This window comes from Curtobacterium sp. APC 4022 (assembly GCF_030407555.1).
GTDB lineage: Bacteria > Actinomycetota > Actinomycetes > Actinomycetales > Microbacteriaceae > Curtobacterium.
Genome location: NZ_JASDDD010000039.1, coordinates 1 through 16,045, shown reverse-complemented (window position 1 = coordinate 16,045; position 16,045 = coordinate 1). Strand labels below are relative to the sequence as shown.

Below are 16,045 nucleotides of genomic sequence, written 5' to 3'. Positions count from 1 at the left end.
GGTGACTCCTTTCGCTTGTGGACGGTCCGCAGGACCTGCGGCCGCGGTCATGCGGTCCTCAGGAGCCAAGGTCCATCGTGCCCGGGAGATTCCCGGACCGTTCCAGATGTTGTTCGATGCACGCGTCCGGTGGCGGCGATCCGCCTGCCCCGGACGCAGTTCGGGCGGCACCGAGATGGTGCCGCCCGAAGCGTGTGTGGCGTGGGTCAGTGCCCGAAGTTGCCGCGGTAGTACTCGTAGACCCAGCCCACGAGCGTGATCGCGACGAGCACGAGGCCGATCGGCACGATCCAGAGACCAGCTGCGACCCCGAGGAACACGAGCGCGATCGCCGCGGCGAGGAACAGCGGCCACCACGACCACGGGCTGAAGTGCCCGAGCTCGGCGTCGCCGTCCTCGATGTTGGCGTCCTGACGGTCCTCGGGCAGCACCCCGCCCTGCGCCGACATGACGCGGCCCAGGTAGAAGGCGATGAAGGCGGACATGATGCCGGTCAGGCCGATCGACAGGGTGCCGACCCACTCGACGGAGCCGTAGTAGATCATCGACCAGATCGTGTAGGCGGCGTCCGCGAGCACGAAGAAGACGAACAGGATCCAGAACAGATTGGTGTTGGCGCGCATGGCTGCTACTTCACCTGGCCCTTCGCGGCGTCGTAGGTCGGAGCGTCAGGTGCGTCCTTCGCCGGACCCACACCGACCGGCACGCCGGCCTCGGGGTGGTTCAGGTCGAACGCCGGGGACTCGGAACGGATCCGCGGGATCGAGGTGAAGTTGTGCCGCGGCGGCGGGCAGGAGGTCGCCCACTCGAGCGAGCGGCCGTAGCCCCACGGGTCGTTGACGGCCACCTTCGGGGCGTTCCGCGCGGTGACGTAGACGTTGAAGATGAACGGCAGGAACGAGATGCCGAGGATCATCGAGCCGATCGTCGACACCTGGTTCATCCAGGTGAAGCCGTCGTTCGGCAGGTAGGTCGCGTACCGACGGGGCATGCCCACGACGCCCAGCCAGTGCTGGATGAGGAACGTGGTGTGGAAGCCGACGAACAGCAGCCAGAAGTGGATCTTGCCGAGACGCTCGTTGAGCATCTTGCCGGTGAACTTCGGCCACCAGAAGTAGAAGCCGGAGAACATCGCGAACACGACCGTGCCGAAGACCACGTAGTGGAAGTGCGCGACGACGAAGTACGTGTCGGACACGTGGAAGTCGAGCGGCGGCGACGCCAGGATCACGCCGGTGAGACCACCGAAGGTGAAGGTCACGAGGAACCCGATGGCCCAGAGGATCGGCGTCTCGAAGGTGACCGAACCGCGCCACATCGTGCCGACCCAGTTGAAGATCTTCACGCCGGTCGGGACCGCGATGAGCATCGTCATCAGCGAGAACCAGGGCAGGAGGACGCCACCGGTGACGTACATGTGGTGCGCCCACACCGTGACCGAGAGGGCCGCGATGGTGATGGTCGCGTAGACGAGGGTCTTGTAGCCGAAGATCGGCTTGCGGCTGAACACCGGGAAGACCTCGGACACGATGCCGAAGAACGGCAGGGCGATGATGTAGACCTCGGGGTGCCCGAAGAACCAGAACAGGTGCTGCCAGAGCAGGGCACCGCCGTTGGCCGGGTTGAAGATCTGTGCGTCGAACACGCGGTCGAGACCGAGGCCGAACAGTGCGGCGGCGAGGACCGGGAAGGCCATCAGCACGAGGAGGCTCGTGACGAGCACGTTCCACGTGAAGATCGACATGCGGAACATCGTCATGCCCGGGGCACGCATCGTGATGATCGTGGTGATGAAGTTGACCGCACCGAGGATGGTCGAGAAGCCCGTCATCCCGAGCCCGAAGACCCACAACGTGCCGCCGAGCCCTGGTGTGAACGTCGTGTCACTCAGTGGCGCGTAGGCGAACCACCCGAACGAGGCCGCACCCTGCGGGGTGAGGAAGCCACCGACGGCGATCGCGCTGCCGAAGAAGTACATCCAGAAGGCCAGGCCGTTCAGACGCGGGAACGCCACGTCCGGTGCACCGATCTGCAGCGGCATGATCGCGTTCGCGAAGCCCGAGAACAGCGGCGTCGCGAACATCAGCAGCATGATCGTGCCGTGCATCGTGAAGAGCTGGTTGTACTGCTCCTTGGTCGCGACGACCTGGAGCCCCGGCTCGAACAGCTGCGCACGGATGACGAGCGCCATGATGCCGGCGAGCAGGAAGTAGAGGAACGAGGTGATCAGGTACATGTACCCGATCGTCTTGTGGTCGGTGGAGGTCGCCCACCGGACGATGATGTTGCCCTTGCGACCGACCCTCGATGCCTGGAAGTCCGGCGTCGAAGGCCTGGTTGTCGCCTGGCCGACGAATGACGTTGTCATTGAGACGCGCCCTTACTTCTTCTCGCTGGACGCCTCGGCAGGCGTCTCGTTGTTCGGCTGGTTCGTGTTGGTGTCGTACTCGTTGCCGAGCAGACCGACCTTGCCCTGGTCCTTGAGGGACGCGAGGTAGTCGTCGTACTTCGCCTGCGACACGACCTTCACCTGGAAGAGCATGAGGGAGTGGTACTCACCGCAGAGCTCGGCGCACTTGCCCTGGTAGGTGCCTTCCTTCTCCGGGATGAAGTACTCGTAGTTCGTCCGGCCCGGGAGCATGTCCTTCTTGTAGAGGAAGTCGATGACCCAGAAGGAGTGGTTGACGTCGCGAGAGCTGAGCTCGATCTCGACCTTCTTGCCCACCGGCAGGTACAGCGTCGGGAGGAGCGACTCGTCGATGGCGCCGCCACCGTTCTCTTCTTCCTGGGCCTGGATGCCCTGGTAGTAGACGCTTTCCTTCGGGTTGCTCTTGTCGATGTAGTTGAAGTCCCAGCCCCAGCGCTTGCCGTAGACGTGCACGGTGGCATCGGGCTGTGCGAACGGCTTCTCGATCGCTTCCTGGTCCTTCGCGGTGAAGGCGAAGAAGCCGAGGACGAGGATCAGCGGCACGATCGTGTAGAAGATCTCGAGCGGCATGTTGTACCGCATCTGCACGGGCAGGCCGGTCTGGCCCTTCCGGCGGCGGTAGACGATCGCGGCCCAGATGATCAGGCCCCAGACGATCAGACCCACGGCGAGCAGCACGATCCAGCTCGTCGTCCACAGGCCGACGATGCGGCTCGTGTGGTTGGTGACGTCCTTCGTCTGCTCCGTGCCCGGGAGCCATCCGTTCATCTGCTGCTGCGTGCAGCCAGCCAGTGCGATGACCAGACCGACGGCCACCGGCACGGCCGCCCAACGTATACGGCGATTCGAACGCACTGTTACCTCTCGGAAAGACGTGGCCCGGGAACCGGTCGTCGTGCGACCGGCGCCGACGGTGACCCCGTCGACGAGCACCGAGGTCAGCCGTGGGGCTGACGCGTGGGTGACTCCCAGCTTGGTTGGAACACTCCTAGCCTACTCGCAGCCATCGACACCGAGCGCACAACCGACACGCGTTGTGGACGGAAACGGCACCGCGAGCGGCGGTTTCCCCTGGTCATCCGCGTCCTCGAGGACGTCAACGACGATCTGCGTCGGGATCGGGGAGCGGGAACGCGAACGGGGAGTGACCATGTCGGTCACTCCCCGTTCGCGTGTCGCCACTCCCCCGCGTGTGCGGAGGACCGGCGAGCGGTTGGTCGGGCGCTCAGTGGAAGCTGTCGCCACACGCGCAGGAGCCCTGCGCGTTCGGGTTGTCGATCGTGAAGCCCTGCTTCTGGATCGTGTCCTCGAAGTCGATCGTGGCGCCGTCGAGGTACGGCACGCTCATCTTGTCGACGACGACCTCGACCCCGTCGAACTCGGCCGTGGCGTCACCGTCGAGCAGACGCTCGTCGAAGTAGAGCTGGTAGATGAGGCCCGAGCACCCGCCGGGCTGGACGGCGAGGCGGAGGCGCAGGTCGTCGCGCCCTTCCTGCTCGAGCAGGCTGGCGACCTTCGCCGAGGCCGCGTCGCTCAGCAGCACACCGTGCGACTCGGCATCGGTCGCTGCTTCGGTCGTGATGGTGTCGCTCATCGACGTCTCCCTTGCTGGCGGTGTCGTTCACCGGCCGTCGCGTCGATTCTAAGCACGAGCACCGACCGACGGGGTCCGGATCCAGGACCTGTGGAGGACGGGCCCCGGAGGACGACCGTCACGCCCGGCCCTGCAGACGCGCCAGGAGGATCGCCTCCGAGACGATCGCGCGGTGCAGCACGCCCAGGTGCTGGGACTCGTTCGGGCTGTGCGCCCGCGTGTCGGGGTCCTCGACGCCGGTGACCAGGATCTGCGCCTCGGGGAACTCGGCGGCCAGGTCCGACACGAAGGGGATCGAGCCGCCGATGCCCTGCTCCACGGGGTCGGCACCCCAGCCCTCGGACATCGCCGTGCGGGCCTCCTGGACGGCCCAGCCGGTGGCGTCGACCAGGAAGCCGTCGCCCGCGTCGACCTCGGTGATCTCCATGCGCGCACCGAAGGGGACGTGCTGCCGCAGGTGTGCCTCCACCGCGGCGAAGGCGTCCGTCGCGGCCTGCCCCGGGGCGACCCGGACCGACACCCGCGCGGCGACCGTCGGGATCAGGGTGTTCGAGGCGTTCGCGACGCTCGGGACGTCGAGGCCCGTGACCGTGATCGACGGCTGGAACCACATCCGCGACAGGACCGGACCGTTGCCGACCGGGCGGGCACCCGCGACCAGGGCCGCCTCGGTCGCGAAGTCCGCCTCGGACCGTTCGGGCACCGGGGCGTCGTGTGCCGTCAGCCCGGCCACTGCGACCGCGCCGTCGTCGTCGTGCAGCGAGGCCAGGAGGCGGACCATCGGCATCATCGCGTCCGGAGCCGCACCGCCGTACATGCCGCTGTGGCTGGCGTGCTCGAGCGTCGTCACCGTGAGCTTGAACGTGGTGTTGCCCCGGAGGGAGACGGTGATCGCCGGGACCTCGGTCGACCAGTTGTCGCTGTCCGCGACGACGATGACGTCGGCGGCCAGGTGCTCGCGCTGCTCGCGCAGGAAGGTGCGGAACGAGCGGGAGCCGAACTCCTCCTCACCCTCGATGAACAGGACGACGCCGACGTCCAGGTCGTCGCCGAACTGCGCGTGCACGGCCCGGAGCGCGGCGACGTGCGTCATCACGCCGGCCTTGTCGTCGGAGGCGCCGCGCCCGTACAGGCGGTCACCGCGGAGTGTCGGCTCGAACGGCGGCGTCTCCCACAGGGCGTCGTCGCCCTGGGGCTGCACGTCGTGGTGCGCGTAGAGCATCACGGTCGGCTTGCCGTTCCGCGCCGGACGGACCGCCAGGACAGCGGGCTGCCCGAGCTCGACGGTCTCCTCCCCCGGCGCGACCGTGTCGGCGTCGGCGGGCGTGTCGCCCTCGACCGCGGACCGCAGGATCCGGACCTCGTCGAACACCTCGGTGGAGCGCACCAGCTCGGCCACGGCCTCCGCGTTCCGACGCACGTGCGCCGGGTCGAAAGCCGACCAGGACACCGACGGGATGCGCACGAGCGCGGAGAGGTCGGCGATCGTGGCGGGCAGCGCGCCCTGCACGTGCTCGCGCAGCGCGTCCAGCAGAGCGGGGTCGGTCGCGGGTGCCTGGGGCCCGGCTGCGGAGGCGTGCTTCTCGGTGTCGGTCATGGCCGGTAATCTAGAGGACGTCCAGCACGCAGAGCGCCGTTAGGAACGACCGTGGCGAAGGCAACCCCCAAGACAAACGTGACCGTGAACCCGGCCGACGACGAGCTCGTCGCGCACGGCAAGGGTCGCCCCACGCCGTCGCGCCGCGAACGCGAAGCCGCCAACAAGCGTCCCATCGTCGGCAACACCCCGGCGGACAAGAAGGCCGCGCGGACCCGCCTCAACAGCGACCGCGAGCGTGCCCGCGTCGGCATGGCGAACGGCGAAGAGCGCTACCTGCCGGCGAAGGACCGCGGTGAACAGCGCCGGTTCATCCGCAACACCATCGACGCCCGCTGGAACGTGGGAGAGGTCATGATGCCGGTGCTCATCCTGTTCCTGCTCGTCGGGTTCATCGCCGCACAGACCGCTGCCGCCTCGTACTCCCTGCTGTTCGTCTGGGCGTTCGTGCTGCTGTTCGTCCTCGACTGCGCGGTCCTCTGGTTCATGCTGCGTCGCAAGCTCACGGCGGCCGGGCAGGACTTCCAGCGCGGCAACTTCCTCTACATCCTCACGCGGGCGTGGCAGCTGCGGTTCCTCCGCCTGCCGAAGCCGCAGGTCAAGCGCGGGCAGCACCCGACTCTCTGACCTCGTCCGACACGAGCGCCGTCGACCTCCGGGTCGGCGGCGCTTCGTTGTGTGTGCGGGGTGGGCCACGTCTCGCCGCCCACCTGCCGGACGGGAGGAACGTGTCGGCCCCGCCACGGGCCTCCCCGTCGGGACGCCGCCGAGTGCGCACGACGCCGCCGGATCCGGCGGCGTCTCATCCACACCGCGGTGTCCCGGGCACGACGAGGCGTCTCGCCGACCGCGGGCCGGGCCTCCGACGCGCCGCCGTCGGGACACTTGCCAGGCGCGGCCTCAGCGACGCCGCAGGCGCTTCCGCCGCAGCCGGTTGATGCGCATCGCCCAGGTCGGTCCCTCGTAGAGGAACGCCGTGTAGCCCTGCACCAGCGTGGCGCCGGCGGCGATCCGCGCCTGGACGTCGGCCTCGGACGTGACCCCGCCGACCGCGATGACGCAGAACCCCGCGGGGACGGCGGCGCGGACACGACGCAGGACCTCGAGCGACCGGGCGCCGAGCGGTGCGCCGGAGAGTCCCCCGGCACCCATCGCCTGCACCTCGGCGTCGGGCGTCGTCAGTCCGGTGCGCTCGATCGTCGTGTTCGTCGCGATGACGCCGGCGAGCCCGAGGTCGACCGCCAGTCCGGCGATGGCGTCGATCTGCTCGTCGGTCAGGTCCGGCGCGATCTTGACCAGGACCGGGGTGCGGCCCGCGGCGTCGTGCACGGCCGAGAGCAGCGGGCGGAGCTGGTCGAGTTCCTGCAGGCCGCGGAGACCCGGGGTGTTCGGCGAGCTGACGTTGACGGCCAGGTAGTCGGCGAAGGGGGCGAGCAGCCGGGTGGACTCGAGGTAGTCCTCGACCGCGTCCTCGACGGACACGACGCGGCTCTTGCCGATGTTCACGCCGATGACCGGGCGGCCCGGGTTCCGGCGGGCGCGTTCGAGGCGCCCGGCGGCCTTGACGGCCCCGTGGTTGTTGAAGCCCATCCGGTTGACGAGCGCCCGGTCGGCGATGAGCCGGAACAGTCGGGGTCGTTCGTTGCCCGGTTGCGCGCGTGCCGTGATGGTGCCGACCTCGACGTGGCCGAAGCCCAGGACCCCGAGTCCGGCGATGCCGCGGGCGTCCTTGTCGAACCCGGCAGCCAGGCCGAAGCGGGACGGGAAGTGGATCCCCATCGTGGTGATGCCGTCCTCGGCCGAGGGGCGGGCGTACCGCTCGACGACCCCGCCGAGGAAGGGCAGGTGCGGTAGGAGCCGGATCACGGTGAACGCCAGGTGGTGGGCGCGCTCCGGGTCCATCTTCGCGAAGACGTTCCGGAAGACGACTCCGTACCCGGCGCGGACCAGGGACTCGACGCCGCTCACGCGCTCGCGCCGTCCGCGGTCCGGTCGGCGCCGGAGACCCCGTGGTGGTCGATGCGGAGCTGGCCGATGGCGTCCTCGAAGTCCTCGAGTGAGTCGAAGGCCTGGTAGACGCTGGCGTAGCGCAGGTAGGCGACCTCGTCGAGTTCGCGGAGCGGGCTGAGGATCGCCAGGCCGATGTCGTTCGCCTCGATCTGGCTCGCGCCGGAGGACCGGACGATCTCCTCGACCCGCTGCGCGAGCACCGCCAGGTCCGAGTCGGTGACGGGCCGGCCCTGGCAGGCCTTCCGCACGCCGGAGATGATCTTCTCTCGGCTGAACGGCTCGAGGACGCCGTTGCGCTTCACCACGTTCAACGACGCCGTCTCGGTCGTCGAGAACCGCCGTCCACAGTTCGGGCACTGGCGGCGTCGGCGGATGGAGGTTCCGTCGTCGCTCGTCCGGGAGTCGACGACACGGGAGTCCGGGTGGCGGCAGAAGGGGCAGAACATGGCGCTCTCAGGCTAGCGGTTCGTGCGCTCGGACACGGCGGCCCCGTGCGCCGGCAGCTGCTCTTCCGTGGAGAGCGCGACGATGTGCGGGGCGACCTCGGCCAGGGCGGCCGCGGTGTAGCGGATCACCTGCTGCGGGCGGAGGAACGTCGACGCGGAGAGCCCGGACCCGAACCGGGCCTGGCCGCCGGTCGGCAGGACGTGGTTCGACCCCGCGAGGTAGTCCCCCAGGCTGACCGGCGTGCTCGGACCGACGAACACCGCACCCGCAGCGTCGATGTCGGCGAGCACCGCGTCGTCGTCGATCGTCTGGATCTCGAGGTGCTCCGGCCCGTAGGCGTTGCTGACGGTCGCGGCGTCGGTCAGCGAGTCCACCAGGACGATCGCGGACTGCGGCCCGTCCAGGGCGGTCTGGAGGCGCGCAGCCGTCCCGAGCACCGCCGTCCGTTCCGGGATCGCGGACTCCACCGCATCGGCGAACGCCTCGGACGTGGTGACGAGGACACTGCCGGCCTGCTCGTCGTGCTCGGCCTGGCTGATGAGGTCGGCCGCGACGTTGCCGGCGTCGGCGGTGTCGTCGGCGATCACGAGGATCTCCGAGGCACCCGCTTCGGAGTCGATGCCGACGATGCCGCGCACCAGGCGCTTGGCGGCGGCGACGTAGTTGTTGCCCGGACCGGTGACCAGGTCGACGGGCTCGAGGCCGATCTCCGCCACACCGTGGGCCAGGGCACCGACCGCGCCGGCACCGCCCATCGCGTAGACCTCCTGCACGCCGAGGAGCCCGGCCGCGGCGAGGATCGTCGGGTGGACCGCGCCGCCGTGGTCGCGCTGCGGCGGGGACACGAGGGCGATCGACCCGACGCCGGCGACCTGCGCGGGGACGACGTTCATGACGACGCTCGACGGGTACACGGCCTTGCCGCCGGGCACGTAGAGCCCGACGCGGCGCATCGGCTGCCACCGCTGGTGGACCTCGGCGCCGTCGGCGAGCGTGGTCACGGACGGCGACGGCACCTGCGCGGCGCTCGCGGCACGGACGCGGCGGATCGCCTCGTCGAGCGCGGCGCGGAGCTCGGGCGTGAGGCCGGCGACGGCGGCGTCGATCTCGGCAGCGGGCACCCGGACGTGCTCCGGCGCTCCCCCGTCGAACCGTTCGGCCTGCTCGCGGAGCGCCTCGGCACCACGGTCGCGGACGTCGTCGACGAGCACCCGGGCGGCGTCCACCGCATGCCCGACGTCGCCCTCGGCACGCGGCATGAGTCGGAGGAGTTCGGCACGGCCGGGGAGCCCGCCACGGAGGTCGATTCGCTGCATCATGAGGGCTCTGAGTCTAGCGATCGTGCCCGGACGGGGCCGGTCCGCCGGGTCGGCGGCCCTCCCGGTAACGTGAGCATCGATGAACTTCGAGAAGGCTCGTCGGCTGGTCGCCGACCTCGTCCGTGTGAACGAGCGCTACGCCCGTGACGGCCACTACCGCAACGACGTCCGGGAGCGGCTCGGACGGACCGCCTCCCGGGTGGACGTCGGTGTCGCGCGCCGGGAGCGCGACCGTGCGCCACGCGCGGCACGGCCGTACGAGGGCCTGGTCGAGACGAGCCTGGCCCTGGCCGGCATCCGCACCGCGGACAGGGAGCCCGAGGTCGTGCTCGTCGTCGACGAGTTGCGGGACGGTGCCGCCTTCGCGGGCGTGCAGACCGCCCTCGCCGTCGCGATCGCGCTCGGGGACCGCCTGGGACGACGGGTCCGGGTCGTCATGGTCCGCTGGACGACGCCCGGCAACAGCGCGGCGGCGGCCGAGGCCCTCGTCGCCGACCGGTTCCCCGAGACCCGGGTCGACGGTCGCCCGGGCGTGCGCGTGGTCCGCCGCGAGGACGTCCTGGACACCGTTTTCGGGACGCAGGACACCTGGCTGGCGACGCACTGGAAGACGGCACACCCGCTCGACGTCGCCGCGACCGCCGGCGTCGTCGACCGCGAGCGCGTCGTGTACCTCGTGCAGGACTACGAACCGGGCTTCAGCGCCTGGTCGACGGACTACGCCGTGGCTGCCTCGACCTACCGCGCCGGCTTCCGGATGCTCGTGAACTCCGAGCCCCTGCGTCGCTACCTGGCGGACGTCGAGGGCATCGATGTGTCCCCGACCGCCACGTTCGCCCCGCACCTGGACGTCGACCTGCTCGAACGGGTCGCGGCCGCGCGTCGTCCGGTGGCCGAGGACGGCGGGGTCGTCCGCGTCCTCTTCTACGGTCGGCCGAGCAAGCACCGCAACCTCTTCCGCCTCGGCGTCGCCGCACTGCGGATCGCCGTCCAGGAGCTCGCCGAGGACGGCCTCCGCGTCGATTTCCACTCCGCCGGCGAGCAGCACGCGGACGTCGAGCTCGACGGCGGTGTCGGCGCCGTCAAGCTCGTGTCGCACGGCACGATGCCGTGGGACGACTACTTCCGCTTCATCGCCTCCACCGGCGTGGTGCTGTCGCTGCAGCACAGTCCGCACCCGAGCCACCCGCCCTTCGACGGCGCGATCTCCGGGGCACGGGTCGTGACCAACGAGTTCCGGGGCACACGCGCCGGACTGCACCCGAACCTCCAGGCCGTGCCCACCGATGCCCGCTCGCTCGGGCTCGCCGTGGCCGACGCCGTCCGGCGCGCCGCCGCGGAGGGCCCCACCGGGTTCGTCCCGCTCGCCGACGGCGCCCTCGGCGGCCCGCTCGACGCCGCCGTCGACGCTCTCGGCGCCGCACTCGACACCAAGGAACAGGACCGATGACCCGCACCACCCTCGTCGTCGTCCCCGTGTACGGCGACCTCGAGTCGCTGCTGCGCTGCGTGGACGGCCTGCTCGAGCACCTCGACACCACGGTGCACCGGGTGCTCCTCGTCAACGACTGCGGTCCCGACGCGGACGCCATCGAACGCGCCCTGCTGGACCGCATCGGCGAGCGCCCCGGGTTCCGGTACGAGCGCAACGACCACAACCTGGGCTTCGTCGGCACGTGCAACCGTGCGGTGACGGAGCTCGACACGGGTGGTGACGCGGTCCTGCTGCTCAACAGCGACGCGGTGCCGACCGCGGGGTTCCTCGACGCCATGCTCGCGGTCCTCGACGAGGAGCACACGGGGGTGGTCACGGCCCGGAGTGACAACGCGACGATCGCGAGCATCCCCTACCGTCTGACGAACCGTGGCGCTGCCCGTACCGAGGCCCGCACGCGCACGGTCTGGGGTGCGCTGGCCCCGCTGTTGCCGGTGTCGCAGGTGATGCCGGTCGCGATGGGGTTCTGCTTCCTGACCCGTCGCGAGCTGGTCACCGAGCACGGGCTCTTCGACGAGGCCTTCGCCCCCGGGTACGGCGAGGAGAACGACTACTGCCTGCGCATCGCCGAGCACGGGTGGCTGGCGAAGATCGCGAACGGGGCGCTCGTCCTGCACGCGGGCGGCAAGAGCTTCTCCGGCAACCGCACCGCCCTGCGTGCCGCCCACCAGCGTGAGTTGGAACGGCGGTACCCGTTCCTGCCGGACGCGGTGGCCGCGTACCAGCGTCACGGGATGACCGCGACCGAGCGGTTCGCCGACGCACTCGTGCCGAGCGGGTCGGCCCCGCGTCTCGCGGTGGACCTCCGGCACGTCGCCGACCCGGGTGCCCTGGTCGCCGAGGTCGACGCGGCCTTCGCGGACGGCTTCGCCCTGGAGGCCCGGCTCCCCGCCGGTACGTCGGCTCCGGCCGCGTGGACCGTCGCGACCGAGGACGCCTCGCCCGACGACCTGGTGACCGTCGCCGTGCTCGTGGACCCGACGCCCGCCGAGGTCGTCGTGGCGAACCGGCGCGCCCTGCACCTGGTGGTCGTGCGGTCCGCTCCCCCGGCGGTGCCCTGGTCCTCGCGTGCCCACCGGACCGGAGCCGACACCGTCGCGGCCGTCGTCGACCGCTTCGCCGAGGTCGTCGCGCCCGGTGGGCTCGCCGCGGCGCGAGCGGGTGTCGATGCCCGGGTCGCCGCGCCGCTGGCGGACCGGTCGGCAGCGCTCGAGGAACGGTGGGCGGCCCTGCTGCCCCTCGACGTCACCGCCGCCGACGTCGCTGCGGACCGTGCCTCCGACGAGGTCGCACGCCTGCGCCGTGAACTCGACGAGCTGCGCGGCAGCCGGTCGTTCCGCACCGGTCAGGCGATCGCCAAGGTCGCCGCGCGTCTGCCGGGTCGCCGCTGATGGCCGACCGAGGGGGCATCGGACGGGTCGCCCGGCGGTTCGCCCGGCAGCTGCGTGGGCCCGAGAAGCCGCTGACCGTCACCGACCGGCTCGACCGCTGGGCCCGACGCATCGCCGAGTTCGGTGTGCTCGACCGCGAGTACCTCGAGGCGCAGACCGGCCGGGCCTTCGCCTCCGACGACGAGGCGATCGCGTTCTACGTCCACAACGACGGGCAGCGCGGCCTGTCGCTCAGTCCGCTCGTCGAGCACGAGTGGATGCGCGAGCACCAGCCCGTGCCGGCGATGTCCTGGTACGACGCCCTGCACCAGGAGGGGCCGGAGCTCTTCCAGACCGGGCCGCTCTTCGATGCCGGCGTGTACGCCGCCTCGGTGCCGGCGGCCGACCGTCCGGCGTCGACGTTGGAGGCGCTCCGCCGCTTCCTGCGGGACGCGACCGACGCGACGGCGCTCCCCGTGCCTCCCGGCCGTCGCGGACCGACCCCGACCTGGGGAGCCGCACGCGCCGCAGCCCTGCAGGGTGCGCGGGAGTTCGCCGCCGCGCAGCACCGGACCCGGCGACGCTACCGGTCGACCTGGGACGGGCCGGAAACGCTCGACCTGGCCGCCCGCTACCCGCGCGGGAACGACCGCCGCGACGCCGAGCAGCCGCTCGTCTCGATCGTGCTGCCGGTCCACCGACGCGCCGACGTCGTCGGAGCGGCGATCGACTCGGTCCTCGCCCAGGAGCACGGCGTCTGGGAGCTCCTGGTCGTCGACGACGGTTCGGGTGACGACACCGTCGACGTCGTGCGCGCCCGTGCCCGTGGCGACGCGCGCATCCGGCTGCTGGAGCGGGAGAACGGCGGCGCCGCTGCGGCACGCAACACCGGTCTGGCCGCCGCCACGGGAGCGTTCATCGCCTTCCTGGACGCCGACAACACCTGGCGGCCGCAGCACCTCAGCGCAGCCCTCGCCGCCCTGCTCGACGGTGACGCGCCCGGCGTGCACACCGGCCTCCGGATGGTCGGGGCGAACAACGCCGACGACGCCACCGCACCGGTCGAGACGTTCCGGGGCGAGGACGGCACCGCCGAGGACCTGCTCGCCGGCAACTTCATCGACCTCAACGCGCTGGTCGTCCGTCGTGACGTCGCCGACGCCGTCGGGCCGTTCGCCGAGGACCTGCGGCGCTGGATCGACTGGGAGTGGCTGCTCCGCATCGCCGAGCACGCGGCCGTCCCCGAGTACGTCCCGGTGATCGGCGTGGACTACGACAACGTCCGTGACCCCCGCCGCCTGTCGTCGGGGCAGCCGGCCTCCTGGCAGGAGGTCGCGCTCGCCCGGCACCGCATCGACTGGGACGCCCTCGCCGCCGCCGCACCCGACCGGGTCCGTGGCCGGGTGTCGATCGTGATGCCGGTGTTCCGCGACTGGACGATGACCCGCCGCGCCGTCGACACCGTGCTCGGCGCCGCGGACCACGACGGCGACGACGTCGAGGTGGTGGTCGTCGACAACGGCTCCCCCCGCTCGGTGTCCGCCGTGCTCGACGCCTGGTTCCGCGGCGACCCGCGTGTGGTGCTGCAGCGGGAGGACCGCAACCGGAACTTCGCGCTCGGCAGTGACCTCGGGCTCGCCCGCAGCACCGGCGCGACCGTCGTGATGCTCAACAACGACACCGAGGTGACGTCCGGCTGGCTCCGGCCCCTCGTCGCCGCACTCGAGGACCCGACCGTCCTCGGCGTCCAACCGCTCCTCGTCTACCCGGACGGGGTCGTCCAGGCCGCCGGCACCGTGTCCGGTGGCGACAAGGTGCTGCCGTGGCACTTCCTCGGTGACCACCCGCGGTACGACGCGGACCGTGCGTTCCGGACCACGGCCTCGCGGCGGTTCGCGGCGATCACCGCAGCCGTCGCGGCGTTCCGGGCCGAGGACCTGATCCGCTGGCACGGCTTCGACCCGGTGTACGCGAACGGGCTGGAGGACGTGGACCTGTGTCTCCGTGCCCTCGCCGCGGCGGAACCGGGTGCGGCGTTCGTCGTCGAACCGGCCTCCGTCGTCGTCCACCACGAGAGCCGGACCCCCGGCCGCGACGACGCACGGATCGAGAACCGCCGCGTGTTCGACGAGCGGTGGCGCGGACGCTGGCCGGCGGCCGACGCGGCGGCGCGGTACGAGGACGCCGGTCTGCGGTACCTCGGCGTCGAGCCGGGGCTGCCGAAGGGGCACGCCGTGATGGTGCGCTCGTCGCGGCCGGTCGTGGTCGGTGCGCCGGGTGCCACGGGCCTCCGGGTCGCGGTGAAGCACGACGGGAGCCGGACCGCCGACGTGACCGCCCTCGTGGCGGCGCTCGAGGGCGCGGGGCACGCCGTGCAGGTCGACATGCCGACGTCCTGGTACCGAGGGTCGAGCGGGCTGGACGACGTGACGGTGCTGGTCAGCGGGGGCGGTGCGGCTCCTGGTCGGTCGTCGTTCGTGCCGCAGCCGGGGGCCCGGAACGTCGTGTGGCTCGCGGCGGGGCAGCATGTGGCGGACGGGGACTTCGCGGTCGTCGTGTCGGCCTCGGAGGGCGTGGACGGGGTCTTGTCGGCGGTCTGAGTGGACCGTCCGACCGCTGTCACCTGAACGTGGGCTTGTCGGACGTTCACCACGTTCCGAGGTGAGCGATGCCTCCCGTTCACCTGCCGCGCGCATGATCAGTCCATGTCGCTCCTCTCCGATGTGATCCGGTCGCACTCCACGACCCAGTGCGTCGTCTGCGGTGCGGTCATCAGCAAGCGCGACGCGCTCGGCCTCGACGGACTGGCGTTCTGCTCGGTCCTCCACGAAGCCGAACACATCGTCGCCACGCTCGACTGACCGTCCCCCGTAGGATCGGGCGGTGCCCGATCGCCAGCTCGCGGTGTTCCCCGCCTACCGCGACAACCCCTACCTGAACCTCATGCTGCTCGCGCCGCGCGCGCGAGGGTGGCACGTCCTCGAGAGCCTGCGGCTCGAGGTGCTCGAGCAGCACCTCGGCCGTCTCGGGACCGGCGACGTCTTCCACATGCACTGGACCGCACCGATCGTCCAGCGCACCGACGACGACCTCGACACGGCACGGACCCGGCTGGACCGATTCCGGACCGCCGTCGACGCGGCACGCGGACGTGGCGCGGCGCTGGTCTGGACCGTCCACAACATCCTGCCGCACGACGCCCGACACCTGGAGCTCGAAGTCGAGCTGAACCGGTACCTGGCCGAGGTCGCGGACGCCGTGCACGTGATGAACGCCGCGACCGTCGCTGCGGTGGCACCGCACTACGCGATCGACCCGGCCCGCGTCGTGCACATCCCGCACCCGAGCTACCAGGGCGTCTACCCGGGGTCGATGACGCGGGACGACGCGCGCGCGTCCTTCGGCCTCGGAGCCGACGACCACGCCGTCCTGGCGTTCGGGCAGATGCGGCCCTACAAGGGTCTCGACGTGCTCGTCGACGCCGTCCGACGCCTGCCCGCCGACCAGCGGCCCGTGCTGCTGCTCGCCGGCCGCACGTCGGAGGACGACCGCGCCGAGATCGACCGGCTGCTCGGCGACGACCTCCGCGCCGTCCGCGAGCACGACCACGTCGACGACGTCGACGTGCAGCGGTGGTTCCGCGCCGCCGACACCGCGGTGTTCCCCTACCGGCGCGTCCTCAACTCGGGCAGCCTGCACCTGGCCGCGTCGTTCGGTGTGCCCGCCGTGCTGCCGGACGAGGCGCACCTGCGGGCGGAGTTCGGGGACGAAGCGTGGATCCGGTG

General features: G+C 71.2%; 14 protein-coding genes. 6 read left to right on the top strand and 8 right to left on the bottom strand.

From position 1 onward, the window contains the following. Nucleotides 1–206 precede the first annotated feature (206 nt). From QL987_RS12290 to QL987_RS12270, 5 genes are all read right to left on the bottom strand, one after another. Nucleotides 207–623, bottom strand: coding sequence for a cytochrome c oxidase subunit 4 (locus QL987_RS12290; protein ID WP_110903122.1), 417 nt, complete (start codon nt 621–623; stop codon nt 207–209). Nucleotides 624–628: 5 nt separating this feature from the next. After that, nucleotides 629–2,368 (bottom strand): cytochrome c oxidase subunit I, encoded by a 1,740-nt coding sequence (gene ctaD / locus QL987_RS12285; protein WP_181439353.1) that lies wholly within the window; start codon nt 2,366–2,368, stop codon nt 629–631. 12 nt (nt 2,369–2,380) lie between these two features. Beyond that, complete coding sequence (gene coxB / locus QL987_RS12280; protein WP_111076124.1) at nt 2,381–3,283, bottom strand: cytochrome c oxidase subunit II; 903 nt, start codon at nt 3,281–3,283, stop codon at nt 2,381–2,383. A 370-nt stretch (nt 3,284–3,653) separates the two neighbouring features. After that, nucleotides 3,654–4,022, bottom strand: a complete 369-nt coding sequence (locus QL987_RS12275; protein ID WP_221850016.1) for an iron-sulfur cluster assembly accessory protein — start codon at nt 4,020–4,022, stop codon at nt 3,654–3,656. Nucleotides 4,023–4,140: 118 nt separating this feature from the next. Then, on the bottom strand, nt 4,141–5,619 hold the full coding sequence (locus QL987_RS12270; RefSeq protein ID WP_290157881.1) for a dipeptidase: 1,479 nt from the start codon (nt 5,617–5,619) through the stop codon (nt 4,141–4,143). A 51-nt stretch (nt 5,620–5,670) separates the two neighbouring features. Here QL987_RS12270 and QL987_RS12265 point away from each other — a divergent pair, with 51 nt between their 5' ends. Then, the gene (locus tag QL987_RS12265; RefSeq protein WP_111076127.1) at nt 5,671–6,246 is read left to right on the top strand and encodes a DUF3043 domain-containing protein; all 576 of its coding nucleotides are present in this window, start codon (nt 5,671–5,673) and stop codon (nt 6,244–6,246) included. Nucleotides 6,247–6,519: 273 nt separating this feature from the next. Here QL987_RS12265 and QL987_RS12260 read toward each other — a convergent pair whose 3' ends face one another. The 3 genes from QL987_RS12260 to hisD are packed head-to-tail and all read right to left on the bottom strand — an operon-like array spanning nt 6,520 to nt 9,395. Beyond that, complete coding sequence (locus QL987_RS12260) at nt 6,520–7,587, bottom strand: quinone-dependent dihydroorotate dehydrogenase (RefSeq protein ID WP_290157880.1); 1,068 nt, start codon at nt 7,585–7,587, stop codon at nt 6,520–6,522. Next, nucleotides 7,584–8,075, bottom strand: a complete 492-nt coding sequence (gene nrdR, locus QL987_RS12255; RefSeq protein WP_290157879.1) for a transcriptional regulator NrdR — start codon at nt 8,073–8,075, stop codon at nt 7,584–7,586. Before nrdR ends, QL987_RS12260 begins: the two co-directional genes overlap by 4 nt. A 12-nt stretch (nt 8,076–8,087) precedes the next feature. After that, nucleotides 8,088–9,395 carry a histidinol dehydrogenase gene (gene hisD, locus QL987_RS12250; protein ID WP_290157878.1) on the bottom strand — a complete coding sequence of 436 codons (1,308 nt, stop codon included), beginning with the start codon at nt 9,393–9,395 and terminating at the stop codon, nt 8,088–8,090. Between the two features lie 79 nt (nt 9,396–9,474). Here hisD and QL987_RS12245 point away from each other — a divergent pair, with 79 nt between their 5' ends. The 5 genes from QL987_RS12245 to QL987_RS12225 all read left to right on the top strand — a co-directional run. Continuing rightward, a complete protein-coding gene (locus QL987_RS12245; protein WP_290157877.1) occupies nt 9,475–10,845 on the top strand; it encodes a hypothetical protein in 1,371 nt (456 codons plus the stop codon). Further along, nucleotides 10,842–12,281, top strand: a complete 1,440-nt coding sequence (locus QL987_RS12240) for a glycosyltransferase (protein ID WP_290157876.1) — start codon at nt 10,842–10,844, stop codon at nt 12,279–12,281. Before QL987_RS12245 ends, QL987_RS12240 begins: the two co-directional genes overlap by 4 nt. Continuing rightward, nucleotides 12,281–14,860: a glycosyltransferase family 2 protein gene (locus QL987_RS12235; RefSeq protein WP_290157875.1), complete on the top strand. Its 2,580-nt coding sequence runs from the start codon at nt 12,281–12,283 to the stop codon at nt 14,858–14,860. The genes QL987_RS12240 and QL987_RS12235 overlap by 1 nt, the downstream gene beginning before the upstream one ends. Before the next feature lie 105 nt (nt 14,861–14,965). Further along, complete coding sequence (locus tag QL987_RS12230) at nt 14,966–15,121, top strand: hypothetical protein (RefSeq protein WP_221850024.1); 156 nt, start codon at nt 14,966–14,968, stop codon at nt 15,119–15,121. 22 nt (nt 15,122–15,143) lie between these two features. Continuing rightward, on the top strand, nt 15,144–16,045 hold a 902-nt coding region (locus QL987_RS12225), incomplete at its 3' end, for a glycosyltransferase (protein WP_290157874.1).

Coding starts and splice junctions, on each gene's coding strand:
- QL987_RS12290 (WP_110903122.1), bottom strand. CDS start 623: ATGCGCGCCAACACCAATCTGTTCTGGATCCTGTTCGTCTTCTTCGTG.
- ctaD (WP_181439353.1), bottom strand. CDS start 2,368: ATGACAACGTCATTCGTCGGCCAGGCGACAACCAGGCCTTCGACGCCG.
- QL987_RS12275 (WP_221850016.1), bottom strand. CDS start 4,022: ATGAGCGACACCATCACGACCGAAGCAGCGACCGATGCCGAGTCGCAC.
- QL987_RS12270 (WP_290157881.1), bottom strand. CDS start 5,619: ATGACCGACACCGAGAAGCACGCCTCCGCAGCCGGGCCCCAGGCACCC.
- nrdR (WP_290157879.1), bottom strand. CDS start 8,075: ATGTTCTGCCCCTTCTGCCGCCACCCGGACTCCCGTGTCGTCGACTCC.
- hisD (WP_290157878.1), bottom strand. CDS start 9,395: ATGATGCAGCGAATCGACCTCCGTGGCGGGCTCCCCGGCCGTGCCGAA.
- QL987_RS12245 (WP_290157877.1), top strand. CDS start 9,475: ATGAACTTCGAGAAGGCTCGTCGGCTGGTCGCCGACCTCGTCCGTGTG.
- QL987_RS12240 (WP_290157876.1), top strand. CDS start 10,842: ATGACCCGCACCACCCTCGTCGTCGTCCCCGTGTACGGCGACCTCGAG.
- QL987_RS12235 (WP_290157875.1), top strand. CDS start 12,281: ATGGCCGACCGAGGGGGCATCGGACGGGTCGCCCGGCGGTTCGCCCGG.
- QL987_RS12230 (WP_221850024.1), top strand. CDS start 14,966: ATGTCGCTCCTCTCCGATGTGATCCGGTCGCACTCCACGACCCAGTGC.